The organism is Hyphomonas sp. (genome assembly GCF_041398465.1).
Taxonomy (GTDB): Bacteria; Pseudomonadota; Alphaproteobacteria; order Caulobacterales; family Hyphomonadaceae; genus Hyphomonas.
The window spans coordinates 99027-121909 of record NZ_JAWKUS010000001.1 but is presented as its reverse complement, the minus strand read 5'-3'; the positions used below and the strand labels follow the sequence as shown (position 1 = coordinate 121909).

The 22883-nt window shown below is 62.3% G+C and carries 22 protein-coding genes; 10 read left to right on the top strand and 12 right to left on the bottom strand.

Annotated features, from left to right (window positions below):
* Position 1 precedes the first annotated feature (1 nt).
* From R3C98_RS00580 to R3C98_RS00560, 5 genes are all read left to right on the top strand, one after another.
* Entirely contained in the window at positions 2–1045 is a 1044-nt protein-coding gene (locus tag R3C98_RS00580; protein ID WP_371312164.1) for a hypothetical protein, read from the top strand.
* Between the two features lie 125 nt (positions 1046–1170).
* Entirely contained in the window at positions 1171–1794 is a 624-nt protein-coding gene (locus R3C98_RS00575) for a TetR/AcrR family transcriptional regulator (RefSeq protein WP_371312163.1), read from the top strand.
* Between the two features lie 72 nt (positions 1795–1866).
* Positions 1867–2901 carry an alpha/beta hydrolase fold domain-containing protein gene (locus tag R3C98_RS00570; protein ID WP_371312162.1) on the top strand — a complete coding sequence of 345 codons (1035 nt, stop codon included), beginning with the start codon at positions 1867–1869 and terminating at the stop codon, positions 2899–2901.
* Positions 2902–2910: 9 nt separating this feature from the next.
* Positions 2911–3885: an NADPH:quinone oxidoreductase family protein gene (locus R3C98_RS00565; protein WP_371312161.1), complete on the top strand. Its 975-nt coding sequence runs from the start codon at positions 2911–2913 to the stop codon at positions 3883–3885.
* Between the two features lie 40 nt (positions 3886–3925).
* Positions 3926–5065, top strand: coding sequence for a zinc-binding dehydrogenase (locus tag R3C98_RS00560; protein WP_371312160.1), 1140 nt, complete (start codon positions 3926–3928; stop codon positions 5063–5065).
* 4 nt (positions 5066–5069) lie between these two features.
* On the opposite strand, the gene R3C98_RS00555 is transcribed toward R3C98_RS00560, so the two are convergent.
* The 6 genes from R3C98_RS00555 to R3C98_RS00530 form a co-directional block, all read right to left on the bottom strand.
* Positions 5070–5810, bottom strand: coding sequence for a type I pantothenate kinase (locus R3C98_RS00555; protein WP_371312159.1), 741 nt, complete (start codon positions 5808–5810; stop codon positions 5070–5072).
* Positions 5811–5845: 35 nt separating this feature from the next.
* Positions 5846–6745: an SDR family oxidoreductase gene (locus R3C98_RS00550; RefSeq protein WP_371312158.1), complete on the bottom strand. Its 900-nt coding sequence runs from the start codon at positions 6743–6745 to the stop codon at positions 5846–5848.
* 96 nt (positions 6746–6841) lie between these two features.
* Positions 6842–7195, bottom strand: coding sequence for a hypothetical protein (locus R3C98_RS00545; RefSeq protein WP_371312157.1), 354 nt, complete (start codon positions 7193–7195; stop codon positions 6842–6844).
* Positions 7188–8318, bottom strand: a complete 1131-nt coding sequence (locus R3C98_RS00540; RefSeq protein WP_371312156.1) for a mechanosensitive ion channel family protein — start codon at positions 8316–8318, stop codon at positions 7188–7190. Before R3C98_RS00540 ends, R3C98_RS00545 begins: the two co-directional genes overlap by 8 nt.
* A gap of 41 nt (positions 8319–8359) precedes the next feature.
* Positions 8360–9196: a mechanosensitive ion channel family protein gene (locus R3C98_RS00535; RefSeq protein WP_371312155.1), complete on the bottom strand. Its 837-nt coding sequence runs from the start codon at positions 9194–9196 to the stop codon at positions 8360–8362.
* A gap of 19 nt (positions 9197–9215) precedes the next feature.
* Positions 9216–10073, bottom strand: a complete 858-nt coding sequence (locus R3C98_RS00530) for a hypothetical protein (RefSeq protein WP_371312154.1) — start codon at positions 10071–10073, stop codon at positions 9216–9218.
* A 26-nt stretch (positions 10074–10099) separates the two neighbouring features.
* Between R3C98_RS00530 and R3C98_RS00525 the strand changes: the two genes are divergently transcribed.
* On the top strand, positions 10100–10522 hold the full coding sequence (locus R3C98_RS00525; protein ID WP_371312153.1) for an HU family DNA-binding protein: 423 nt from the start codon (positions 10100–10102) through the stop codon (positions 10520–10522).
* 69 nt (positions 10523–10591) lie between these two features.
* Here R3C98_RS00525 and R3C98_RS00520 read toward each other — a convergent pair whose 3' ends face one another.
* Positions 10592–12193, bottom strand: a complete 1602-nt coding sequence (locus tag R3C98_RS00520) for a cisplatin damage response ATP-dependent DNA ligase (protein WP_371312152.1) — start codon at positions 12191–12193, stop codon at positions 10592–10594.
* Positions 12194–12333: 140 nt separating this feature from the next.
* Here R3C98_RS00520 and R3C98_RS00515 point away from each other — a divergent pair, with 140 nt between their 5' ends.
* Positions 12334–12711: a nuclear transport factor 2 family protein gene (locus R3C98_RS00515; protein ID WP_371312151.1), complete on the top strand. Its 378-nt coding sequence runs from the start codon at positions 12334–12336 to the stop codon at positions 12709–12711.
* Between the two features lie 116 nt (positions 12712–12827).
* Here R3C98_RS00515 and R3C98_RS00510 read toward each other — a convergent pair whose 3' ends face one another.
* The 3 genes from R3C98_RS00510 to R3C98_RS00500 are packed head-to-tail and all read right to left on the bottom strand — an operon-like array spanning position 12828 to position 15690.
* Entirely contained in the window at positions 12828–13400 is a 573-nt protein-coding gene (locus R3C98_RS00510) for a hypothetical protein (RefSeq protein WP_371312150.1), read from the bottom strand.
* Positions 13400–14602, bottom strand: coding sequence for a trypsin-like serine protease (locus tag R3C98_RS00505; RefSeq protein ID WP_371312149.1), 1203 nt, complete (start codon positions 14600–14602; stop codon positions 13400–13402). The genes R3C98_RS00510 and R3C98_RS00505 overlap by 1 nt, the downstream gene beginning before the upstream one ends.
* A gap of 59 nt (positions 14603–14661) precedes the next feature.
* Positions 14662–15690: a ligase-associated DNA damage response exonuclease gene (locus tag R3C98_RS00500; RefSeq protein ID WP_371312148.1), complete on the bottom strand. Its 1029-nt coding sequence runs from the start codon at positions 15688–15690 to the stop codon at positions 14662–14664.
* A gap of 178 nt (positions 15691–15868) precedes the next feature.
* Between R3C98_RS00500 and R3C98_RS00495 the strand changes: the two genes are divergently transcribed.
* Positions 15869–17422: a serine hydrolase domain-containing protein gene (locus R3C98_RS00495; protein ID WP_371312147.1), complete on the top strand. Its 1554-nt coding sequence runs from the start codon at positions 15869–15871 to the stop codon at positions 17420–17422.
* A gap of 3 nt (positions 17423–17425) precedes the next feature.
* Here the strand turns inward: R3C98_RS00495 and R3C98_RS00490 are convergent, their stop codons facing one another.
* Positions 17426–18112: a hypothetical protein gene (locus R3C98_RS00490; protein ID WP_371312146.1), complete on the bottom strand. Its 687-nt coding sequence runs from the start codon at positions 18110–18112 to the stop codon at positions 17426–17428.
* A gap of 99 nt (positions 18113–18211) precedes the next feature.
* Here R3C98_RS00490 and R3C98_RS00485 point away from each other — a divergent pair, with 99 nt between their 5' ends.
* Entirely contained in the window at positions 18212–20719 is a 2508-nt protein-coding gene (locus R3C98_RS00485; RefSeq protein ID WP_371312145.1) for a ligase-associated DNA damage response DEXH box helicase, read from the top strand.
* A gap of 90 nt (positions 20720–20809) precedes the next feature.
* On the opposite strand, the gene R3C98_RS00480 is transcribed toward R3C98_RS00485, so the two are convergent.
* Positions 20810–22033, bottom strand: coding sequence for an acyltransferase family protein (locus tag R3C98_RS00480; protein ID WP_371312144.1), 1224 nt, complete (start codon positions 22031–22033; stop codon positions 20810–20812).
* 120 nt (positions 22034–22153) lie between these two features.
* Here R3C98_RS00480 and pdeM point away from each other — a divergent pair, with 120 nt between their 5' ends.
* Positions 22154–22879 (top strand): ligase-associated DNA damage response endonuclease PdeM, encoded by a 726-nt coding sequence (gene pdeM, locus R3C98_RS00475; protein WP_371312143.1) that lies wholly within the window; start codon positions 22154–22156, stop codon positions 22877–22879.
* The last annotated feature ends 4 nt before the right edge of the window (positions 22880–22883 follow it).

The following is a 22883-nucleotide window of genomic DNA, read 5'->3' as shown; positions in this document are numbered from 1 at the left end:
CATGACGCTGAACATTGCTGCGATCGAGGCACAGGCAGAGCTGCATCACCAATATCTGCTCGGACTGGAATTGATGGTGGCGACGCGTGAAGGGCCGGCTGTCGTTGGTGACTGGTTGTTCCGCCTGTTTCGCCGGCAGCACGAGGACAAGTTCCTGTCCTCGTTTCGAAAGCTGGGCCTGGACGGCCTGCCGGATGCTGTGGCCTGCGCGAAGTATCATGTGCTCTCTAACGGCGTTGGCGGTGTGGCGGTCGAGTATATGGAAGAGAGCGACACCAAGGCTTGGGTGCGCTTCCGTTATCCGCGCTGGATGTATGATGGTGCGGTGATCTGCGGCGTACCGGTCGAGGCGAGCCGAGGCTTCCTGCGCGGCTGGTATGGGCAGAACGGTGTTTCGCTCGGCAATCCGCGGCTGGGCTTCGTCTGCGTGTCGGAAGACATGACAGGCCAGTTCGGCCTCTGCGGCTATTTCCGGGAATATGATCACGACTTGCCGGAAAACGAGCGGCTGCGGTTTGCGCCGGACGAACGCCCGCCGCCATTCGATCCGGCGAAGCAGCCGGAACCGCCCCCCGGAGAATGGAGCGCGGAACGCCTTGCCAAGGCAAACCGGAACTATGCGGTCGAATATATCCGCAATGGCGTGCGAGAACTGGTCAATGTATTGGGGCAGGAGAGGGCGCTGGCGCTTTGCCATCTCGCCGCGCGGCTGACGGGCTTGCAGCATTACCAGCGCATGGCCAAGGCGGTCGACGGCGTTGATGGCGGACCGTCAGAGGCAGCAGAATTCCTCGCGGCGATGTTTATGGGCATGGGCGACGACGCTCGCATCGAACGCGCCGGAAACGTGACCATCGTACATCAGTCGGGCCTGCGGATTGTTCGCGGTCTGGAGGGGCATGAACGCGGCAATCTCCTGTCCTGTTGGACTGAAATCTGGCGAGGGGCCGTACATTCCCAGCGGGCCTTCATGGACGTGACCTGCGAACCGTCAGGCGATGGGCTGACCTGGCGGATTTCTCCTGCTGTAGGGATTTCCGCCTGAAAGGCGGGCAATCCGGTAAATCCCTGATTCTTTTAGGACGAAATGCATTGCAGCATTGCGTTGTTATAAAGTTGACACATGGTGACGCCTTCGGCGACGATGTCTGAAGGTGAGGACGGCGAGTCATGACGATTGACGTGAAAACGGCGGGAAGTTCCGGCAAACGCGCGCGCTCGAAGGCGGCGAACCGGCGGGCGATTCTGGATGCCGGCCGGCGGGTCTTCGCCCGGATCGGTTTCGAAGCAACCACAGTACGCGACATCATCCGGGAAACCGACCTCGCCGCAGGCACGTTCTACAATTACTTCAAGTCCAAGGAAGAAGTCTTCGAGGCAATTGCCGAGGACTCCACCCAACACTTCCGGGACCTGCTCAAAGACGTCCGTGCCACTGCGCGAACCGCACACGATTATATGCACGACGCCTATTATGCCTATTTCAGCTTCATCGCTTCGGAGAACCGCCAGGCACTGTCTGAAGGGGCGCCGCATATGGCGTTGATCGGCGTGCGGGTCGACACGCCTGAAATGTCCGCTGTTGCGGCAGAAATCCGGTCGGACCTGGAACGGATCCTGGCGGCAGACACCTCCTCGAGCATCGATATCGAATACCTCACGGCAGCCGCTATCGGCGTTGCCCGCGAAATGGGCGAGATCATGTTGCTCCGCCGGCCTGTGGACGTGGAAGGCGCAACGGATTTTGCCGCCCGGATGCTGATGGCGGGCGTGAAAGAGCTTGCCGCGAAGTAAGCTTGTTGCCCCCTTGGCGAGCGATGCGCGGCAGGTCTAAGCTTCGCCCGACAATACAACAGGGGAGCGACCATGAGCCTTCAGCAGACCATTACCAAGCTCGTCATGAAACTGCCGGGCGGCCTGCTCGTGAAAATGGCAGGCGGCAAGCCGCTGACCGTTCGCGGCCGCACATTGGAACCGCAGCTGCAGCTCATGGCGTGGAATGGGCGGAATGCACCGCCAATGTCCAGCCTGCCGGCGGAAGTTGTTCAGGCGGCCACGAAGGAAACGCTGGCCGCCGTCGCTGCGCCGATCGAGCCCGGTGTGCGGACCGAAGACCTCACCATTCCCGGCCCGAACAAGAACGAGATCCCGGCCCGCATCTATCGGCCTGACGGGCAGGACCCCAAGGCGCCCCTGATGGTTTACTTCCACATGGGTGGGGGGGTGATTGGCGATCTTGAGACCTGCCATGCCTGGTGCTCCATCCTCGCCAGCCGCGTGAAATGCCCTGTCCTTTCGGTGGATTACCGCCTTGCGCCCCAGCACAAATTCCCGGCCGGCATCGACGACTGCTGCGCGGCCTATGAATGGGGCATGCGCAACGCTGCAAAATTCGGGGCTCCGGAAGGCGTCGCGGCCGTGGGCGGCGACTCCATGGGCGGCAATTTCTCCGCGATCATCTCCCAAGAAATGCAGCGCGAGGACAAGCCGCTGCCGGCGATGCAGCTACTGATCTATCCGGCGATCGACCTGGTGGAAGTGTTCCCGTCCCGCAAGGAGTTCAGCGAAACCTTCTCGCTCTCCACAGACACGATGGACTGGTTCATGCAGGAATACCTGCCTGAAGGCTTCGACATGGCTGATAAAATGCTGTCACCGGGGCAGACCGGGCACCTTGATGGCTTGCCGCCAGCTGTCGTGATCACCGCCGGGCACGATCCGCTGTGCGACGAGGGCGACGACTATGCCCGTCGCCTGAAGGATGCTGGCGTGCCGGTGATTCACAAATGCTACGACAACCTCGCGCATGCCTTCACGGCCTTCACACTGATTTCGCCGGGCTCGCGCAAGGCGTGCCTCGAAATCGCGGACATGGTCCGCACCGTGTATTCGAAGTTGTAGGAGCGCGATTTGAAAGCGCTGGTTTGCCACCAGATCACGGATGATTTCTCCGGGCTGGAGGTGCGGGATATTCCTGTGCCGCAGCCGGGAGAAGGCGAAGTTCTGGTTCATGTCAAAGCCGCGGGGGTGAACTTCCCGGACCTCCTGATGAGCCAGGAAAAGTACCAGTTCAAACCCGAGCTGCCTTTCACGCTGGGCATGGAAGTCGCCGGCGTCATCGAAGCGGTCGGCGAAGGTGTGACGGAGTGGAAACCCGGCGATGAAGTGATCGGCGGCAACAAGACCGGCGCCTATGCCGAGTTTGCCGTACTGCCTGCGAAGAGCCTGTCGGCGAAGCCGAAGCCGTTCACGTTTGCCGAGGCCGCTGCCTTTCCAGCTGCCTATATCACGGCTTATGTCGCGCTGGTCGTCAGGGCAAACCTGCAGCCGGGCGAGACGCTGCTTGTGCACGGCGCCAGCGGCGGGGTGGGCATGGCAGCTGTCGATGTTGGAAAGCTGCTGGGCGCGACGGTCATTGCGACCTCGGCTTCCGATGCCAAGCTCGACAAGGTGCTTGAGTACGGTGCCGATTACGGCATCAACGTCACTCAGGGCTTCCGCGACAAGGTGAAATCGCTGACGGGCGGGCGCGGTGCGGACGTCATCTTCGACCCGGTCGGTGGAGATGTGTTCGACGAAAGTGTCCGCTGCATCGCCTTCGATGGACGGCTGCTGGTGGTCGGTTTCACGTCCGGACGTATTCCGGAAGTCAAAGTGAACATGCCGCTGATCAAGGGCTTTTCCGTCGTTGGCGTACGGGCGGGCGAATATGGCCGCCAGTTTCCGGAGCGGGGACGTGCCAATCAGGCGGCGATCCGCAAATGGGCCGAAGAGGGCAAAGTACACCCCCACGTCTTCCGTGAGATCCCGCTGGAAGACTGGCGCGAGGCATGGCGCCTGCTGACGGATCGCGAAGTTGTCGGTAAGGTCATCATAAGGCCCTGACATACATTCAAAAAATCTAGTTCTTAGAGAGGAATACCCGATGGCTGATCAACTTCCCGAGACAAGCCTGCAGATCCGCACGCTGGTGACGCCGGAAGGCAAACTCGAACTCTCCCTGGCTGACGCGCCCATAAAACAGCCTGGCCCGGACCAGGTGCTGGTGCGTATCGAAGGCACGCCGATCAACCCGTCCGATCTTGGCCTTCTGGTCGGCGGCGCGGATATGTCGACTGCGGTCCAAGGCGGAACGAAAGAAAGTCCGACCATCTCTGCCGATGTGCCGCAAGCTGGCCTGCGTGCCATGAAGGCACGCCTCGGCCAGTCGCTGGCTGTCGGCAATGAAGGCGCGGGTACAGTGATTGCGGCTGGCGACTCGCCCGCGGCGCAGGCCTTGCTCGGCAAGATGGTTACCTGCCTTGGTGGCAACATGTACCAGCAATACCGTACACTGCATGTCTCGCAGTGCATGGCCCTGCCGGACGGTACGACGGCGGAGCAGGGGGCCTCCTGCTATGTGAACCCGCTGACGGCGCTATCCTTCGTCGAAACGATGAAAGCCAAAGGACACGAGGCGCTCGTCCACACGGCTGCGGCCTCTAACCTTGGCCAGATGCTGAATAAGATCTGCATCGCTGACGGCGTGCCGATCCTCAACATCGTCCGCAAGGAAGAGCAGGCCGAAATCCTGCGCGGCATCGGTGCGAAGCATATAGTCAATTCCTCCTCGCCGACCTTCATGGAAGACCTGATCAACGGCCTCGTCGAAACCGGTGCCACGATGGGCTTCGACGCCATTGGCGGCGGCCCGCTCGCCGGCCAGTTGCTGGTTGCGATGGAAGCGGCTGCCAGCCGCAAGATGAAGGAATACTCGCGTTACGGCTCTGGCCAGGAAACGCAGGTCTATATCTATGGCCGGCTGGACCTGTCGCCGACGGTCCTGCCTGCAGGCGTCGGTTTTGCCTGGAACCTTAGCGGTTACCTGCTGACGCCCTTCCTGGAGAAAGCATCTCCGGAAGTGCGCGCGCGCATGTACAAGCGCGTGATCGACGAACTGAACACGACTTTCGCCAGCCATTACACAAAGACAATCTCGCTCGCCGAGGCGCTCGATCTGGATACGCTACACGCCTACAATGCCAAGGCGACGGGTGAGAAATACCTGATCGACCCGACCCTCTGAGGCGCTAAAGCAGTCTGTCTTCCGCGATCGTGATGGTGTGGTCACGACTCTTGAAGAGAACGATGTCGGCCCGCTGTTTCAGCGGGGCGATATTTTCTCTGAGATTGGCCAGATTGATCCGCTCCCAGACGGACTGCGCGAATTCGAGCAGCTCCGGCTCCGACATGTGCAGGAAGTTCGCATAGAAGGATGACCGGTCCTCCCGCGCGGCGTTCCATAGCCGCACGAAGCGCTCCAGGAACCAGGCGAGCAGGTCGTCTTCGCTGGCATCGAGATAGATCAGCAAGTCTGGCTCGTGTGCGCTGCGCGGCGGCGGCGACAAGGGCTGGAATCCCAAGCCTTCAAGAATGAGAACGTCTGGCCGGCGAATGGTGCGGGACAGGGCGGGATCTACATCATAGGTGACATGGCTGTAGGCCGGGAAGGCGGCTTCGCCCGCGCGGATGGCGCTGAGGGCTTCACCGAGCGCCTGATGGTCATAGGTTTCCGGAAATCCCTTGCGAAGCGTCAGCTCCCGCTCAGCCAGTATGCTGTTCGGATACAGGAAGCCGTCGGTCGAAACGGTTTCGACCTCCAGCGTATCGTCCAGCACGTGGGCGAGTGCCTCGGCAAGGGTCGTCTTGCCGGAGGCGACAGAGCCAGTCAGTCCGGCGATCAGGCCAGACTGCTTCGATTGCAGTTCAGCGAGGCGGGCGGCCAGCGCGTGAATGCCGCCGCCTTCGGTGTTCTGCGTCGCTGTCGTCATCCCGGTCCGTTCTTGTATTGCGAAACGCTCGCAACCTACACGGTTCGTTTTGCTTTGTCCTCTGCATTTGCGCCTTCAATGGCTTCTCGAGCAGCGGTCCATTGCTCGTCGCTCCAGGCAGCAAGCGCGCTGAAATTTCCGCCGGAGGCGTTATACATGCCGCCATCGATCGCGATGGTCTGGCCGTTGATGTATTCGGCACCTGGCGCCATCAACAGGACAGCCAGGTTCACCAGTTCATGCATTTCGCCCACGCGGCCCATCGGGTTGGCGACGCTGCGCTCCATGCTGCTGGTGCCGGAGTCCGGTGACAGGCGCGCCCAGGCCCCTTTGGTGGGGAAAGGGCCCGGCGCAATCGCATTGAAGCGCAAGCCGTAGCGGCCCCACTCGACGGCGAGGGATTGCGTCATTGTGTTCACGGCGGCCTTTGACATAGCCGACGGAACAACGAATGGCCCGCCATTCCAGACCCAGGTCGTCAGGATAGAGCAGACGCTGCCCTTCCGCTTCTGGTCGATCCAGCGCTTGCCGATGTCGTGTGTCATGTAGAAGGAGCCGCGAAACACGATGTTCGAAATCGCATCGAAGCCGCGTATGGAAAGGTCTTCGGTGCGTGAGATGAAGTTGCCCGCCGCATTGTTCATCAGACCGGTGAGGGGGCCGTGTTTCGCCCAGATCTCATCGTTCATGTCGGTGATCGCTTCGGCGACCCGGATATCGCAGGCATGCGGCACGACCTTGCCGCCATGTTTGTCCATCAGCTCTGCAGCGGTTTCCTCGCACACGCCGCCACGCCGGCCGCATATGTGAACTTCCGCGCCGAGCTTCAGGAAGCCTTCGGCCATTTCCTTGCCAAGGCCTGTGCCGCCGCCTGTGATCAGGATGCGTTCGTCCTTCATCAGGTCGTCGCGAAACATGAGTTTGGTTGTGTCCATGATGTCCTCCCGGGATCTTTTTGTTTGGAAGGATCATAAGTCAGGAGGGACGTCAGCACATCCCGTGTCGCGGCGTTAGCAAAACGGTTCCGTTTCCTATTTGCGGAAGGGAAGGCTGATCAGGCGCCAGAGAATCCAGATCGGCAGCACGATGGTCGCCCCGGCGAGCGCTGGCTTCCAGAAATTGCGGACAGCCCAGCCTGCTGCGGCAAGCGCCTGCTTTGCGATTGCGGCCAGCGCGCCTGGAATGTTCGCGTCCTGAGCGGCCGGGTTGAAGTTCGCCGCCATCACGAAAAAGCCGACCAGAATGCACAGCCCCGTCAGCTTCACGCCGCCCCAGAGGCTGATGCCGAAGAGGCGAAGGAGCAGCGGGCGTTTCGGTGGCTTGCCGGGCTTTTCCGGTGACACCGGTGCGGGTGCAGGATCACGGGTATCGGGATGCTCAGCCATCTTCCGAAGGGGCGATCGGGAGTGGTGTGGCGTCCGTTCCGTTATTGCTGCTGGCGGGCGCCTTGTACGGAACATAGACGACGTGCTGGAACGGAATCGTCACGCCGTTCGCATCGAAGGCTTCTTTGACTGCCTTGGTGACGTCCGCGCGGACATCGACGAATTCCGGCGTGGCGACAAAGGCTCTCAGGCGTACTTGTACACTGGACGAAGCGAGCGCGTGGATGCCAACCCAGGTTTCTTCATTTGCCAGGATCCGCGGATGGGCATCGGCGACTTCCCGGACCAGCCGCATGGCGAGGTCCATGTCGTCGTCATAGGAAATATCGAAATAGAGATCGAGACGCCGCCGTGTCTGGCGTGTGTGGTTGATCAGCGGCTCCGCCCAAACCTTGTCATTGGTGATGGAGACGATCTTGTTGTCGATCTGCTTCACCTGCGTCAGGAATGGCGTGATGTCGATCACCTCACCATCGAGACCTGCAGCGCTGACATAGTCGCCGATCCGGAAAGGCCGGAAGATCGCCAGCATGATACCGGCGGCCACCGCCTTCAGCGTATCCTGAAGGGCGAGGCCGATGGCGAGGCCGGCTGCGCCGAGCAGGGCGGCGAGCGATGCCGTTGGGAAACCAAGCTGCGTCAGCGCGAAGACGGTTGCGACGGCGAAGATCAGGTATTTGAAGAGCGACGCGGCAAAGGCAAACAACGTGTCGTCAGCCCCGGCACGCCGGTGTGCCTTCCGGCCGAACCGGCGGAGGGACCGCGCGACGCCATTGGCGATGATCACCGCGACAACGAGGATCGCAACGGCTCCGACAGCGCCGGGGCCGCGCTGTTCTATCATTGCCTCCCAGTCGTACCCGGCGAGGCCGAGTGGAATGGGGCTGAGCAGGATGAGCGCGAAGACCCGGGTGATCGAGGCTGCAAGATCCCAGTTCGATCCTTCGAATTCCTTGTCCTTCGAAATGGCTTTCTTGCCGATCAGGAGAACAAGGCGCCGCACCAGGCCGGCCAGAAGCCAGACCGCTACGGCCGACAAGAGGACGATCCCCCATTTTTCGACATAGGGTTCGATTGCGGCGGCCCAGGTTGGCCAGTTCGTGGTGTCGATCTGAAGCGTCATGAGTATCTTCTGTCACGCGCCGGGGTGGGCTTCAACAGGCTTCAGCTGACCTCTCGCGTGATGTTGACCTGATGCGGATACGGGATGGAAATACCGGCAGCATCGAGGGCTTCCTTGACCGATTTGGTCAGCGCCCAGCGGACTTCCCAATAGTCTGAGGTTTTGACCCACGGCCGGGCGACAATGTCGACCGAGCTAGCCCCCAGCGTATTGACGCGGACAACGGGCGCGGGGTCTGCCAGCACGCGGTCATCAGCCTTCACCGCGCGCTCGATCACTTCCATCGCATTCTCAAGGCCGTCGCCATAATCGACACTGAATACGAGATCGATGCGGCGGGTCGGGTAACCGGCATAATTGCGAATGACGCCTGAAATGGCCTGGCTGTTCGGCACGATGATCTGGACGTTGTCGGGGGAGGCAAGAATGGTCTGGAACAGGTTGATATCCTTCACCGTGCCGCCCTGTCCGGCCAGTTCGACATACTGGCCAACGCTGTACGGACGAAACAGCATGATCATGATGCCGGATGCGATGTTGCCGAGTGCGCCCTGCAACGACAGGCCAATGGCGAGAGTCATGGCACCGAGGATGGCAACGAAACTGGTAGCCTGAACGCCGAACAGCTGCAACGCAGCGATGATTGTCGCTGCCGTCAGGAACCAGCGTGTGATGGAAGCGAAGAAACTGCCAAGCGTATCGTCGATATTCGGTCGCTTCGTTGCCTGCGAACGCACCATGTTCGCGACCCAACCGGAAATGCGAAGGCCGATGATCAGGACAATGAAGGCCCCGACGGCTTTCAGTGCATAGCCTGCCAATACCGGCCAATGCTCCGCAAGCTGGGCTTCCCAGTCGATCGAGTTCAGAAAATCCATTTTGTACTCCGTATTGAATTCAGGCTGGGACGGTTGTTCCGTCTGCGCCGCGTGACAGACGCAGGCCCAGAATCAGAATCCCGGAAACACCAGTCATGATGGCGAGCCATCCCATACCGGTCGCCGTCCAGTTATTGGCAATCACGCCGATCAAACCCCAGGCAACGGCCACAAAAAACCAGAGGCTGCGGCTGATATAGCGTGCATATGTCCACGAACCCAATGCGGCAGTTGCCAAAAAGATCCATAGCATCTGCCATAGAAAATCGGTCGGACCGTAGCTGGTGAGGTTTCGAATCAGCAATGGCACAGAGATGCTGATCGCCACGAGGATCCAGCCGGAGAGCAGTCCGGTCGCGGCGTCTGCAATGAATTTTCCGACACTTCCGCCCATTCCCCGCATGCGGTCGAAGCGCGCTGCGGCAGTCCATGACAAAGCAGCAATGGGAAACAAAAGCAGGAAATCCAGCGGTTGGGACTCGATCAGTTGCGCGCTCAACATCCACACAATGTTCGCTGCGCCGGCAAATGCCAGGGGTGCACCGACGCGCAACATCCATGGCTCGCGATGGCGCCAACTGGTGTAGGCAAAGGCAATATATGCCCCAAAAATAAGGCTCCAGATCGAAAAGAAGGCGGGCAGCGGTTGTTCCGGCGCTGCCATGCCGCGCGTGGCTTCTCCGATTGGCGTGCCAATTCCGAGCACTGGTGCCAGCACGCCGGAGAGTGGCTGGAGGAGTCCGGCAAGGATCAGGAAGAGTGGAAGACGCGGTTTCATGAGCCCCGTGTGGCAGTGTTCGTGTGTGTAGAAAATTGCCTCGAACTGAAAAAAAGCAAGGCAGGCGGGCTTTTTTACGCTATTCGCCTGCCGACTCATTTGAGTCGGAATAGAGGAATTTGCTCATGGCAAAGAAACCTGTGGCCACGAAGGCCGCTGCGAAACCCGCCGCTAAAGCGGCAACGACCACCCGTCGGGCTGCTGCTGCGAAGCCTGCCGCAAAGCCGGCTGCACGCACCGCCGCGAAAACGGCTGCTGCTCCGAAGAAGGTCGTCACTGTCACCCTGCGCCAGCTGGCCGCTGAACTGGCTGACGCGCATGGCCTGACGAAAAAGCAGACCGAAGCCGTTCTGGGCGATCTGGTCACCATGACCACGAAGCGCCTGAAGAAGGGCGAAAAAGTCCGTTTCACGGGCCTTGGCACGATGGAAGTGCGCAAGCGTCCGGCCCGCATGGGTCGCAACCCGGCAACCGGCGAAGCCATCAAGATCAAGGCTTCCAAGAAAGTTGCTTTCCGCGTTGCGAAGGAACTGAAGGAATCCGTCTGATAACAGACGAATTTCGATATCACTTCAAAGGCCGGGCGTTTGTGCGCCCGGCCTTTTTTTTTGCGTTTCCTATTCTGGCAACATGGCTTCCAGGGTTTCCAGCCGATCGGCTTCTTCTGCAGGTTTGTCCCAGCGAATGCGGTTGATGCGGGGGAACCGCATGGCAAGACCCGATTTGTGGCGAGCTGATCGCTGCAAGCCTTCGAAAGCAACCTCCAGCACAATCTTTGGCGTGACCGACCGCACGGGGCCAAAGCGGTCGATTGTGTTCTCACGAACAAACTTGTCGAGTTCCTTCAGCTCCTCGTCGGTAAATCCAAAATAGGCTTTGCCGACGGGCGTCAGGTTTTCACCCTTCCAGACGGCGAAAGTGAAGTCGGAGTAGAAGCCGGATCGTTTGCCATGTCCGCGTTGAGCGTAGAGCAAGACGGCATCGACGAGGAACGGGTCTCGCTTCCACTTGTACCAAAGGCCCGCCGGGCGTCCGGCGACATAGGCGCTGTCCCAGCGTTTCAGCATCAGACCTTCGATTTCCGGCGCAGGGGGATTCATGCGGAAGGCGTCGAGACTTTGCAGGCTGGTGACAGGCACGAGCGGGGAGAGATCCAGCTGCGCCGTTCCGTACTGTGTGACGATGGTTTCGAGCACACTGCGCCGCTCCCGGAAGGTGAGGGCGCGGAGATCGCGCGTGCCATCGTGCAGGATATCGTAGGCGCGGATGAAGGCAGGGTGGGTTTCCATCTGCCGCTTGGTGACAGTCTTGCGGTTGAGGCGCTGCTGCAGCGCGTTGAACGGCGCGACGCCTTCGCCGTCTTCGGCGCGGATCAGCAGTTCCCCGTCCAGCGTGCCCTGGAAGTTCAGGCCTGCCAGGACATCGGGAAACGTATGTGAGATGTCGTCACCGGTGCGTGTGTAGATGCGCCGGACAGTTCCCTCTACCGATGCCTGAATGCGCACGCCGTCATATTTCCATTCCGCGGCAAATCTGTCTGGGGTGATGAGGGTGGGGTCTATGGTGTCCGGATTGTCCCGGTCGGCTTTCGGGACAAGTGGATGGGCCAGCATCACAGGCCGGAATGGTGCGGAAATGTCCGGTGACGGACGGCCGGTCTTTCCTTCGAGCCAGGCAAAGAGGGGCTCATAGGGCACCGCGAGGCCATGCCAGATTTCCTCTATTTCCGTAATGTCCACATTGCCGAAATCCGCCAGCGCCATCTTCGCCATGCGTGCCGAGACGCCGATGCGCAAGCCGCCCATGATCAGTTTCAACAGCGCCCACCGGCCTGTGGCATCCAGCCCGTCCAGCCAGCCGGCGACAAGCCGCGGCGCTTCGGCCCTTGTGGCGCTCTCGAGAGTTTCCACAATTTCGGAGAGCGGCGGCGTACGGTTCGCCCCGCGCTCGCACTTCCAGACGAGGCTGATGGTATCGGCAAGGTCTCCGACATAGTCATAGGACATGTTGAAGAGGACCGGGTCCATTCGTTCCTCCGCGAGTGTGCGGATGGCTGCAGGCTTGATACTTTTCAGGTCCAGCTCACCGGTGAGCGAGGCGAGGGCATAGCCGCGATCTGGATCCGGCGCGCTCGCGAAATAGCCGGTGAGCAATTGAAGCTTGCCGTTCCGCGATGGCGTCAGCAGCAGGCGTTCCAGCAGTTCGGCAAACTCTTGCATACGCTCTACATAGCGCCAGACTACCGGAATGTCAGAATCTTCTGCCAGAACCGGCCATCGAGAAATCTGTCAAAAAACCTGACAAATATGCTGCGTTGTGCTCAAGCTGTCAGGACTCGAAGATTATGGGAGGCCACAGAATGAATTCAGAAGAAATCCGGGAACTGGCGACGCGCTTTTTCGATTGCGTAGAGGCGGGTGATATCGAGGGCCTCATTGCCTGTTACGCGCCGGATGCCGAGATCTGGCACAATACAGACGGACTGGTGCAGGGCCCGGAGGATAACCGGGTTGTGCTGGCGGGGATGGCGAAGCGTATCGTCGACCGGGTTTATGCCGACCGGCGCCTTGAAGTGTTTCCCGGCGGGTTCGTTCAGCAGCATGTTCTGCGGGGAAAGCGCGTTCGCGATGGCGGGGAAGTCGCCTTGGCGGCGTGCCTGGTCTGCCAGGTAAAGGACGGCCGGATCACGCGTCTGGACGAGTATTTCGATTCCGCACACCTGGTGCAATTCCAATAATTCGTAAGCGGGCCGCTGGCAGACACGGCCAGTTGAGGCCTGGCTGAGGCAAAGCGAAACGGACAAGAACCGTCCGGCTTCCGGAGGCTGAAACCGGAAGCCGGGAATCCGGTGATTTACTCTTCGTCGCCCATGTCATCCTCCAGGGTCACAGCCCCATCGATGATATGGGTAAGATCTGTCATTTCCGCCAGAGCGTCCGTCACAAATTCCGCGCGGCGGGTGTCGAGAGACCCGGAGCATCCGGTGTCATAGTTGATCCGCTGGCCTGCCTGGTCGCCCCGGCCGATGTGGATATAGTAGACGAGGCCGCGCTGCAGGTACTGGGGGCAGGCCGTTGCATTGTCCTTGGTGATGTCGAGTTCGCTGCCCACGTCGTCAAAGCCTTGTTCCTCGAACGCGGATTTCACTGACGCGTACAGGTCGCCCGGTGCGATGCCGGAATAGGCACCATCTTCCGATGTGCGCTGCCAGTAATTGTCCGGATCCAGGAGGACATTCACGACCGGGCAGCCTGCGATCTTGCAGTCCATGATCGCAATGCTGATCGAGTCCGGGCCGCCGGTTGGCAGCTGGTAAGGCGCGTCCGGCAGCGCGGGCAGGGGCGCGTAGCGGCTTGTGTCGTCGGGCTCCCGGCTGGCGCAGGCTGCAAGCGCACCGACCGCTACAAGCAGAATCGTACGGTGCATTACCGGCAAGCCCCTTCATCGCTGTCGCACAGCGCCATCACATCGCTGAGCCAGCCCGTATAGCCCTGCAGGTTTGTATAGCGGCCACTATAGTCCCCGGCGCAGAACTGGCCGGTTTCCCTGTTCTGTTCGACGACGGACAGAACGCCGACGGCGGTTTTCGAGCCGTCTTCCTCCGTCACATAGAGCGGCCCACCGCTGTCACCGACGCAGGGGCCTGCGCCTGCCTGGCTGGCGACATAGATCGTTGCCGGGCCGGTGCCGGTGATGCGGATGCTGGCCGCCAGAAGATTGTTCGACAGCTTGCCGCCGAAACGCGTCAGGCCCCAGCCGGCCATGTCGCCCGTGGCGTAGTTGGCAGGTGCCAGCGGCATGTCCGTCGCGCCATAGCGGGCGACGGGCACGTCACCGAGCGCTTCGACTTCCTCATCCGAGAGACGGATCAGGGCGAGGTCATTGGCATAGCCGTTCGCTGTACCGGCATAGCCGCCATGGCAAATCGCAAACTCGCCCTCCGTCGTGTGGGCGAGCGGTGAGCTAAGGTTTTCGGCGGTGCCTATGATGCGCAGCTGTTCGAACGGCTCATCGACACAATGAGCGGCTGTCGCCAGCCAGTGGTCCGCAATGCGTACAGCGCTGCAATGGCCGGTCGCGATCATGCCGTCCTTGGCCGGTTTCACCGGTTCCAGCTTCACGATGCCCGGGAAGCTGGCGAGGCTGGCGGCGAGGCCATTCACGGCTTCTGCGCCCACTGCCGTTTCTTCCACCTGCGTCGCGCCCGCGACAGCCCCGACGGTCAGCGTCGGGGGTGCATCTTCGGGCAGGCCGCATGGTGCGGCGTTCAGCTCCGCCAGTGTCATACCGGGAGCGGCGGTCGCGGGATCTTCGATTGCACTTGCCTCAGGTTCGGGCGCGTCGTCTTCACCCACGATGCTTTCCGGTGAAAGCAGCACATCTTCCTGCGCGGCTTCCACAACTTCCACCGGGGCGTCCCGGTCGACCGTGGGTGTTTCCCCGATATCTGCTGCGCCAGCGGCAGGTTCGGTGGCGAGCACTTCCGATTCGCTTTCGGACGCCTCTGTGGAGGGCGAGACAGTGTCTTCCTGACCCGATGGGTTGAAGACTGGCAGGCGGACTGCATCGCAGGCAGGCAGGGCAGCCAGCGCCATCAGCGCGGCCCCGGCAAGCAGGTGGCGTTTCATTCTGAAATCCCCTTCTGGAACACCGTTCAGTGCAGTTAATGCCGGTGCCGCGGGCGGGGTCAACCGGCCTCTTCTTCGTAACCCACCAGGCGCAATGGCCGGGCCCGGCGTCCTTCCAGCGTGGCCCAGCGGACCAGCGCGTCTTCCCGGCCATAGGTGACCCATAGCTCGTCGGGGTTCACGTCCCGCACTGTGGCGGTCAGCTCGTCCCAGTCGGCATGGTCGGAAATGATCAGGGGCAGCTCGACGCCGCTGACCTTGGCGCGCTGGCGCACGCTCATCCAGCCGGAGGCGAAGCCGATCAGCGGATCGGGAAAGCGCTGCGCCCAGGTTCCTTCGAACGACCCCGGCGGTGCGATCACGACCTGGCCGCGGAAGGCTTCCCGGGCCGCTTTGGACGTGTCGTCCGCTGTGGCCGGGCGCAGGTCGCCCATTGGTACTCCGGCGTCTTCATACACCGCGCAGAGCTTCTCCAATGCGCCATGGATGTAGATCGGTGCATCATGCCCGGCGAGGCGGAGATGGCGGATCATTCTTTGCGCCTTGCCGAGGGAATAGGCGCCGATGCAATGCGTGCGCTCGGGGAAGTCCGCGATGTTGCGCAGCAGCTTGCCCATCTCGTGCTCGGTCGGCGGGTGCCGGAAGACAGGCAGGCCGAAGGTCGCTTCGGAGATGAAGATGTGCGTGCCGTCCACGGGTTCGAAGGTGGCGCAGGTCGGGTCCCACCGGCGCTTGTAGTCGCCGGTGAAGGTCATGCGCAGACCTTTGTATTCCACCGTGATCTGGGCGGAGCCTAGAATGTGTCCGGCCGGAGTTAGCCAGACCGAGACGCCGTTGATGTCGATGACCTCGCCATACTCCAGCGCCTGCGTCGATTTCGCGAAATTCTTGCCATATCGCGCCGCCATGATGGCCAGCGTGTGCGGATGGGAGAGGACGGCGCCATGGCCCCCGCGCGCATGATCGGAGTGGCCGTGGCTGATGACGGCCCGGTCCACCGCGCCGCGCACGGGGTCCAGGTAGAAATCTCCCGGCGGGCAATAGAGGCCCTTTGGGGTCGGCTGCAGCAGGAGGTCCGGACGGAGCATTCCGTCAATGTAGCGGTCAGCTGGCTGCGGGGAAGGCAGGGTTCCGCGTGTTTCAACCCCGGCAGAGATGCTCTCCCTGAATTTTCAGTGATTTTTTCCAAATCCCAACTGAGTTGCCACACTTGCGACACGAAAACCTGTGCATAGACTTCCCCCGGTGTAGAGGGAGTTTTTCGACATGCAGCCAGCCCGTTCCGCTTTTGCCTCCGCTGTCGCGCTGGCCCTGATGGTCTTGCCGTCCATGGCCCAGGAGGGCGGCAATACGGACCTGATGGACAAGTCGCTGGCTGCGGGATGGAAAGCGAGCTTCATCTGCTCCGACACGTTCGTGGCGGGCATGGATCTGGGCACGATCGAGGACAATGACCTCGACGGCATTTACAATGATTACCGCCGCGCCTTTGAGCAGTTGCCGGAAGCCCGCATAGATCTCAACGAGAAGACCGTGAGCGTGCCGTATGACCGGTCAATGCCGCCGCGCATCGCCGTCTACCGGCCGGGCTTCGGTTGTACCCAGCTGCCAGCCGGGGCCGATGAGATCATGATCGGTTACCTGCCGCGCTTTGCCGCCTGGCCGGAAGCGAGCGGTGAGGATCGGGGCAGCGCCATCGGCTCGAACGTGAAGGTCAGCCTGCGGACCGAAGAAGCCGAACGCCTTGACATTCCGGTCTCCTTCGCCTTCGACGAACGCACCTATGGCAATGGCACGCGCACCAGCGCTGTGGTCGTGGTCAAGGACGGCCAGATCGTGGCCGAGCGCTATGCCCGCGGGATCGATCATGAAACGCCGCAGCGAACCTGGTCGGTCGCCAAGTCCATTACCGCTACCGTGATCGGAGCCGCCCGGCGTCAGGGCATGATCGATATCGATTATCCGGCCGTGCTGGACGCATGGGATTCGGGTGCTGACCCGCGCCGCAACATCACGATCCGCAACCTGCTCAACATGGCAAGCGGCCTCGACAGCGGCGAATCCGGCTCGCGCACGGACCGGCTCTATTTCGGCGGCGGACGCGTCGTGGATCAGGCCGCGTCCAAGGTCACAGAAGCGATGCCCGGCAAGCGGTTCAAATATGCCAATGACGATACGCTCATTGCCATGCGCGCCCTTCGCGAGGCGATCGACGATGACAGCAAGTTCCACAGCTTCCCGTACGAGGCGGTGCTGCACAAGATTGGCGCCCGCCACACCACGATGGAAGTCGACTGGAACGGCGACTTCATCTCGTCCAGCCAGGTCTGGTCCACAGCGCGCGACCTTGCCCGCGTCGGTCAGCTCTATCTTCAGGACGGCATGTGGGGCAGTGACCGCATCCTGCCGGAAGGCTGGGTAGATTTCGTGAAGACTCCGGCCCCGGCGCAGCCCGCCAGCGGCCCCAGCTATGGTGCCCAGTTCTGGCTGATGAACGATGCTGCAGGTGTGCCGGCGGATACGTTCTATATGTCGGGCAATCGTGGCCAGTATGTCGTGATCGTGCCCAGCATGAACGCCGTCATCGTGCGCCGCGGTTTCGATGTCATCGGCGGGGCCCGGTTCAACATCAACAATTTCACGCGTGATGTGCTGATGGGGCTGCAGGCGGCAGAAGACGAACGCGCGGCTGTCCAGGCGCAGCGCGATGCGGCAGAAGCTGAAATCGAAGCTGAGATCGACCGCCGCCGTGCGCGCAGCGAAAAGGCTATCCAGGCGATCCGCGAGGAGATTCTCGCCAGGTACGGCCTGACAGAATAGCGCCTAGGGCTGGCCGAGCGCCGTGTCGGACGTGTCCGGCAGGGCGACGAGGTTGGTCACCGTTCGCCGCTCGGACTGGCTGAAGGGTTGCATCATCGCGTTGCCGCTGATGTCCAGCGCGAGACTTTCGACATAGGTGCGCCCGTCTGGCGAGCGGCCACAGTCTGCCTTCATGCTGAAGCTGTCGATCTTGGCGACCATGGCCGGTTTGAACGGCTTCTCGGCGAACATTTCAAATGCCAGGATGCCAGGCGCTTCCTTCGACACCGTCACCCGGCCTGTGAGGTGCTTGTAAACCTTGGCCGTTTCCGTGTCGTCGCCGGGCAGGGGGGTGAAACTGTAGACGGCGGCCTCGCCGGATTCCGAAATCATCTTCGCATCGGCGGGGATGTTCTCGTTGAAACTGCTGCACCAGATCCTGTCGCCGGATGTTTTCTCCCGCAGCTCCTCGTAGCGTTTGGCGGCTTCGCCCTCCAGCGTGTCGGCGGTGGGGGAGATCAGCGTGAGGCGTTCGCCCTCCGGCAGGGACGGGTCGACCTGCGCCTCGGCGTTCAGGTCATCGTCTTCGAGTTTCAGGTCGAATTTGTAAACGGGTCCTTCCGTCGGCGCGGCGAGGGCGGCTTCGAGCGGTGTTTCCGCGAAGGCTGGAAAGGCGAACAGGGGCAGGGCGATCAGATAGGCAGGGCGCATCGGGTTTCCATCAGCTGGAGGAGACGCCCTCACCTTGCCGGAAAGTGACTGGAAAAAAACCCGCAAATAGCGTGTCTTGCGGTAGTTTAATCTGAAGCCATGCCAGACAGCGTCCATCCTCCCGCATTTACCTTGCCCGAGCCCTTCGCAGGCTGGTTCGGTGCGCGGGGCTGGTCGGCCCGGCCGCACCAGCTGGCGCTGGCGGAGACGTCGCTGGCCGGAGAGAGTGCGCTGCTGATTGCGCCGACGGGTGGCGGCAAGACGCTGGCGGGTTTCCTCGGCAGCCTGATCGAGCTCAGCCAGCAGGGCGGGCGCAAGAATTCCGGCATCCCCGCACTGCACACGCTCTACATCTCGCCGCTGAAGGCGCTGGCGACGGACGTGCAGCGCAACCTGATGATGCCGGTCGACGAGATGGGCCTCGGCTTGCGCATCGAGACACGCACTGGCGACACGCCCTCCCATGTGCGCCAGCGCCAGCGGAAGACGCCGCCCGATGTGCTGCTGACGACGCCGGAACAGCTGGCCCTGTTCATCGCGTCCGACCATGCGAAGGAATTCTTCGCGGACCTGCAATGCGTGATCGTGGACGAGATCCACGCCATCGCCGCTTCCAAGCGAGGGGACCTGCTCTCCCTTGGTCTTGCGACGCTGGCGAGCTGGGCGCCGGGGTGCCGTTTCCTCGGACTCTCCGCCACGGTGCGGGACCCACAGGGCCTCGCCGACTGGCTGGATGTGCGCGGCGACGGCAAGGGCGTGCGCATCCTGCAGGCCGAGGGCGGCGTCTCGGCAGACGTCGATATTCTCATTTCAAATCAGCGAATTCCGTGGTCCGGCCATTCCGGGCGGTTCGCCGTGCCGGAGGTTTATGACGCCATCAGGCGGGCGACGATGACGCTGGTCTTCGTCAACACGCGCAGCCAGGCGGAGCTGATGTTCCAGGAATTGTGGAACGTGAACGAGGACGGCCTGCCGATCGCGCTGCATCACGGCTCTCTGTCGCGGGAACAGCGCACCAAGGTCGAGGCGGCGATGGCGGCGGGCAAGCTGAAGGCGGTTGTCTGCACGTCCACGCTGGACCTTGGCATCGACTGGGGGGAGGTGGACCTCGTCATCCAGATGGGCGCGCCCAAAGGCGCTGCGCGGCTGATCCAGCGCATCGGGCGGGCGAACCACCGGATGGACGAGGCGAGCCGGGCGGTGCTGGTGCCGACGAACCGGTTCGAAGTGCTGGAATGCCGCGCGGCAGAGGCTGCCGTGGAAGCAGGCGAGATCGACGGCGAGGGCCTGAGGCAGGGCGCGCTGGACGTGCTGGCGCAGCATGTCATGGGCCGGGCCTGCGGCGACGGGTTCGACCTGGCCGAGCTTTACGACGAGATCGTCCGTGCCGGTCCTTATCAGCATCTGGATTGGGAAGGCTTTGAAAGGATTGTCGATTTCGTCGCCACCGGCGGCTACGCCCTCAAGACCTATGACCGCTACCACCGCATCGTACGGCGGCCTGACGGGCGCTGGGTGGCGCGCACGCCGCGGGATGCGCAGGCGCACCGGATGAATGTCGGCGCTATCGTCGAAGCGCCGATGCTGTCCGTACGGATGGCGAACTTCATAGGCAAACCGACAGCAGGCGAGCAGCGCGCGGTGAGGGCCGGCCACAAGCTGGGCGAGATGGAAGAGTACTTCCTGTCCCAGCTGACGCCCGGCGACACATTCCTGTTTGGCGGCGAGGTGCTGCGCCTTGTCGGCATCGAGGGGCTGGACGCGCTGGTCGTCCGCGCGACCGGCGACCGGCCGGCGATCCCCAGCTACAATGGCGGCAAGTTCCCGCTGACGACCTTCCTGGCGGACCGCGTGCGCCACATGATCCACAATCCGGACGAATGGCGCCACCTGCCGCAGCCTGTACAGGAATGGTTCGAGATCCAGCGCCTGCGCTCCGAGATCCCGCCGCCTGATCATCTCCTCGTCGAGACCTTCCCGCGCGGGGACCGGCACTACCTCGTGACCTACCCCTTCGAGGGCCGCCTCGCGCACCAGACCCTCGGCATGCTGCTGACCCGGCGGCTGGAGCGGATAGGCGCCAAGCCGACCGGATTCGTGGCCAGCGAATACGCCATGGCCGTCTGGGGCATGGAGGACCTCAGCCCTGTAAACATGGAAGAATTATTCCATCCGGACATGCTGGGCGACGACCTTGAAGTCTGGCTGGACGAGAGCGCCCTGATGAAGCGCACCTTCGGCCAGTGCGCGCAGATTTCGGGCCTCATCCACCGGAACCTGCCCGGCAAGGAGAAGAACTCACGGCAGGTGAGCTTCTCCACAGATCTCATCTATGACGTGCTGCGCAGCCATGAGCCGGACCACGTCCTCCTGCAGGCGGCACGACAGGATGCGGCGACAGGCCTGCTGGATGTACGCCGCCTCGGCGAGATGCTGGTGCGTATCCAGAACAAGATCGACCATGTGCCGCTGGAGCGGATCAGCCCCTTCGCCGTGCCCGTGATGCTGGAGATCGGGAAGGAACCCGTCTTTGGTGCGAGCGTGCAGGACGCGATCCTCAGCGAGGCCGAAGACACGCTGGTGCGGGATGCGATGCGCATCGACTAGGGGGTGGATAGATTGGCCTCCGGGACCGTGTAAAACACCGTGTACACACCGTATAAACACCATGTAGAGACGGCGCGCTGCTGCCGAACTTCAGGTGCCGGGCACCTCGGCTGCCGGCCGGGCGGTGAACCGCTGCAAGATCGCGTTGACCATCCGCTTCCAGACATCCAGCCGCCGCTCTGAGATTTCTGCCAGCGCGAAGCAGGCGAGCAGCGTCGCCGCGAACAGCATCTGAACGTGCAGCGTGTTGCCCGGATCATAGCCCGGCAGCGCATGCAGGAAGCTGAGAATGGGGAAGTGGAACAAATAGATCGAGAAGGTCGCCCCGGCGCACCAGCGGACGGCGTTCCCGATCCGCGCCGGGATCCAGCGCGCCTCGCCCGACAGGCAATAGATGCCAAGGAAGTGTATCGCGATCAGCAGGCCCAGCAGGTTCTCCCAGATGAACCGGTCGGAGAAGCCGAGCGCATCGATCGGCACGCCCAGATGAACCATGATGAACGTCAGCCGCGCCGGTATCTGCGCCGCCATCATCAGGATGTAGAGACAGAGCGGGGCGGCCGTGAAAATCAGGGCCATGAGGCGGGAGATGCGCTTGGCCCCGCCATTTTGCAGGTGAAGGAACAAGCCGACGCCCAGCAGCCAGGCAGGGGCGAGCAGCAGGATTCTGGGGCCCGCCGCGATGGCCACGGCGGCCAGGAGCAGGGCGCGCATCCGCCCCCGGGCGAAAACGGCAATGCCGAAAGCGAGATAATACCAGGCCTCATAGGAGACTGACCAGAACGGCGTGTTCGTGCCCGGGCGGGTGTTCTCCGGCATGATCTGGGTGCTGAAGAAAAACGCCCGCAGATACTGCCCCACGCGCCCGGTGCCATCATACCACCAGGCCTGATAGGTTTCGGGGTAGATCAGCGTGCCTGCCGTATCCAGCACGAAGGTGACGGCCAGCGCCGGAATGACCACGGAATAGAGCCGCGCCAGCCGCGCTTCGGCAAAGGCCTGCGCGCCGCGCCGGTTGACCAGCGTGGTGTAGGCGATGACGAAACCTGACAGCACGAAGAAAACGATCACCGCATCGCTGGCGATGTCCAGCTGGCGGAGGTCGAAGAAGAAGCCTTTGCTGAACCGCTCATGGCCCGCATGGGAGGCGACCACGACGAGCGCGGCGAGGAAGCGGATGGCATCCAGGTACAGCGAAAACCCGCGGGTCAGTGCTGCGGGGGCGCCGGGGCGGGCGCGGCCCCTGTCCGGGGCGGGGAATGTGTTGCCAGCGGTCAGGATCGGACCGGCCTCCCTTGCCAATTCACGGCCCATTCTGGCCGGTCATGCTTAAATCCGCATGAATTCGAAGGAAAATTCCTTTGGAAACAGGCTCGCCCAATGGTGCCGCATTCGGCATTTGACCGGTTTTGCGAGCCGGTCCAGAGTTCCCGCATGACCGCAGCCCTCGCAAACCGGCGTGAAGAGACCTTCCTGCATCTTGCGGGCGAGCTGCTCGTGCCACTGCCGGAGGGCGGCCTCTGGTGGCCGGGCCAGCGCCTGCTGGTCGTCTCCGACCTGCACCTTGAGAAGGGCAGTTCCTATGCGAGCCGCGGCCAGATGCTGCCGCCCTATGACACGGGCGCGACGCTCGCCGTCGTCGAGCGGCTGGCCGCGCAGCTGATGCCGCAGACGATCATCTCCCTCGGCGACAGTTTCCATGACCGCGCCGCCGAGCTGCGCCTGCCGGAGCCTTATGCCGAACGCATCCGCGCGCTGACCTCCGCGCATGACTGGATCTGGGTGGAAGGCAACCACGACCCGGACCCGCCGGCCCATCTGGGCGGCCGGGCGGAGAAGAGTGTGCGGATCGGCCCCCTCGTCTTCCGGCACGAGCCGGAAGGGGAGGCAGGCGAGGTCGCCGGGCACCTTCACCCTGTCGCCAAAGTGAAAGGCCGTGGACGGAATGTTCGCCGCCGCTGCTTCGCCAGCGACGGCGCCCGCCTGGTGATGCCCGCCATGGGCGCCTTCACTGGCGGCCTCAACGTGCTCGACGACGCGTTCGGTAAAGTCTTCCCGGAAGGCCTGACGGCCTTTGCGCTGGGCGAAGGGAAAGTGTTCGTTCTGTCTGGCGGGAGCCTGCTCGGCGACGTGCCGCGCGGGGCGCAGTGGAAGTTGTAGAGTT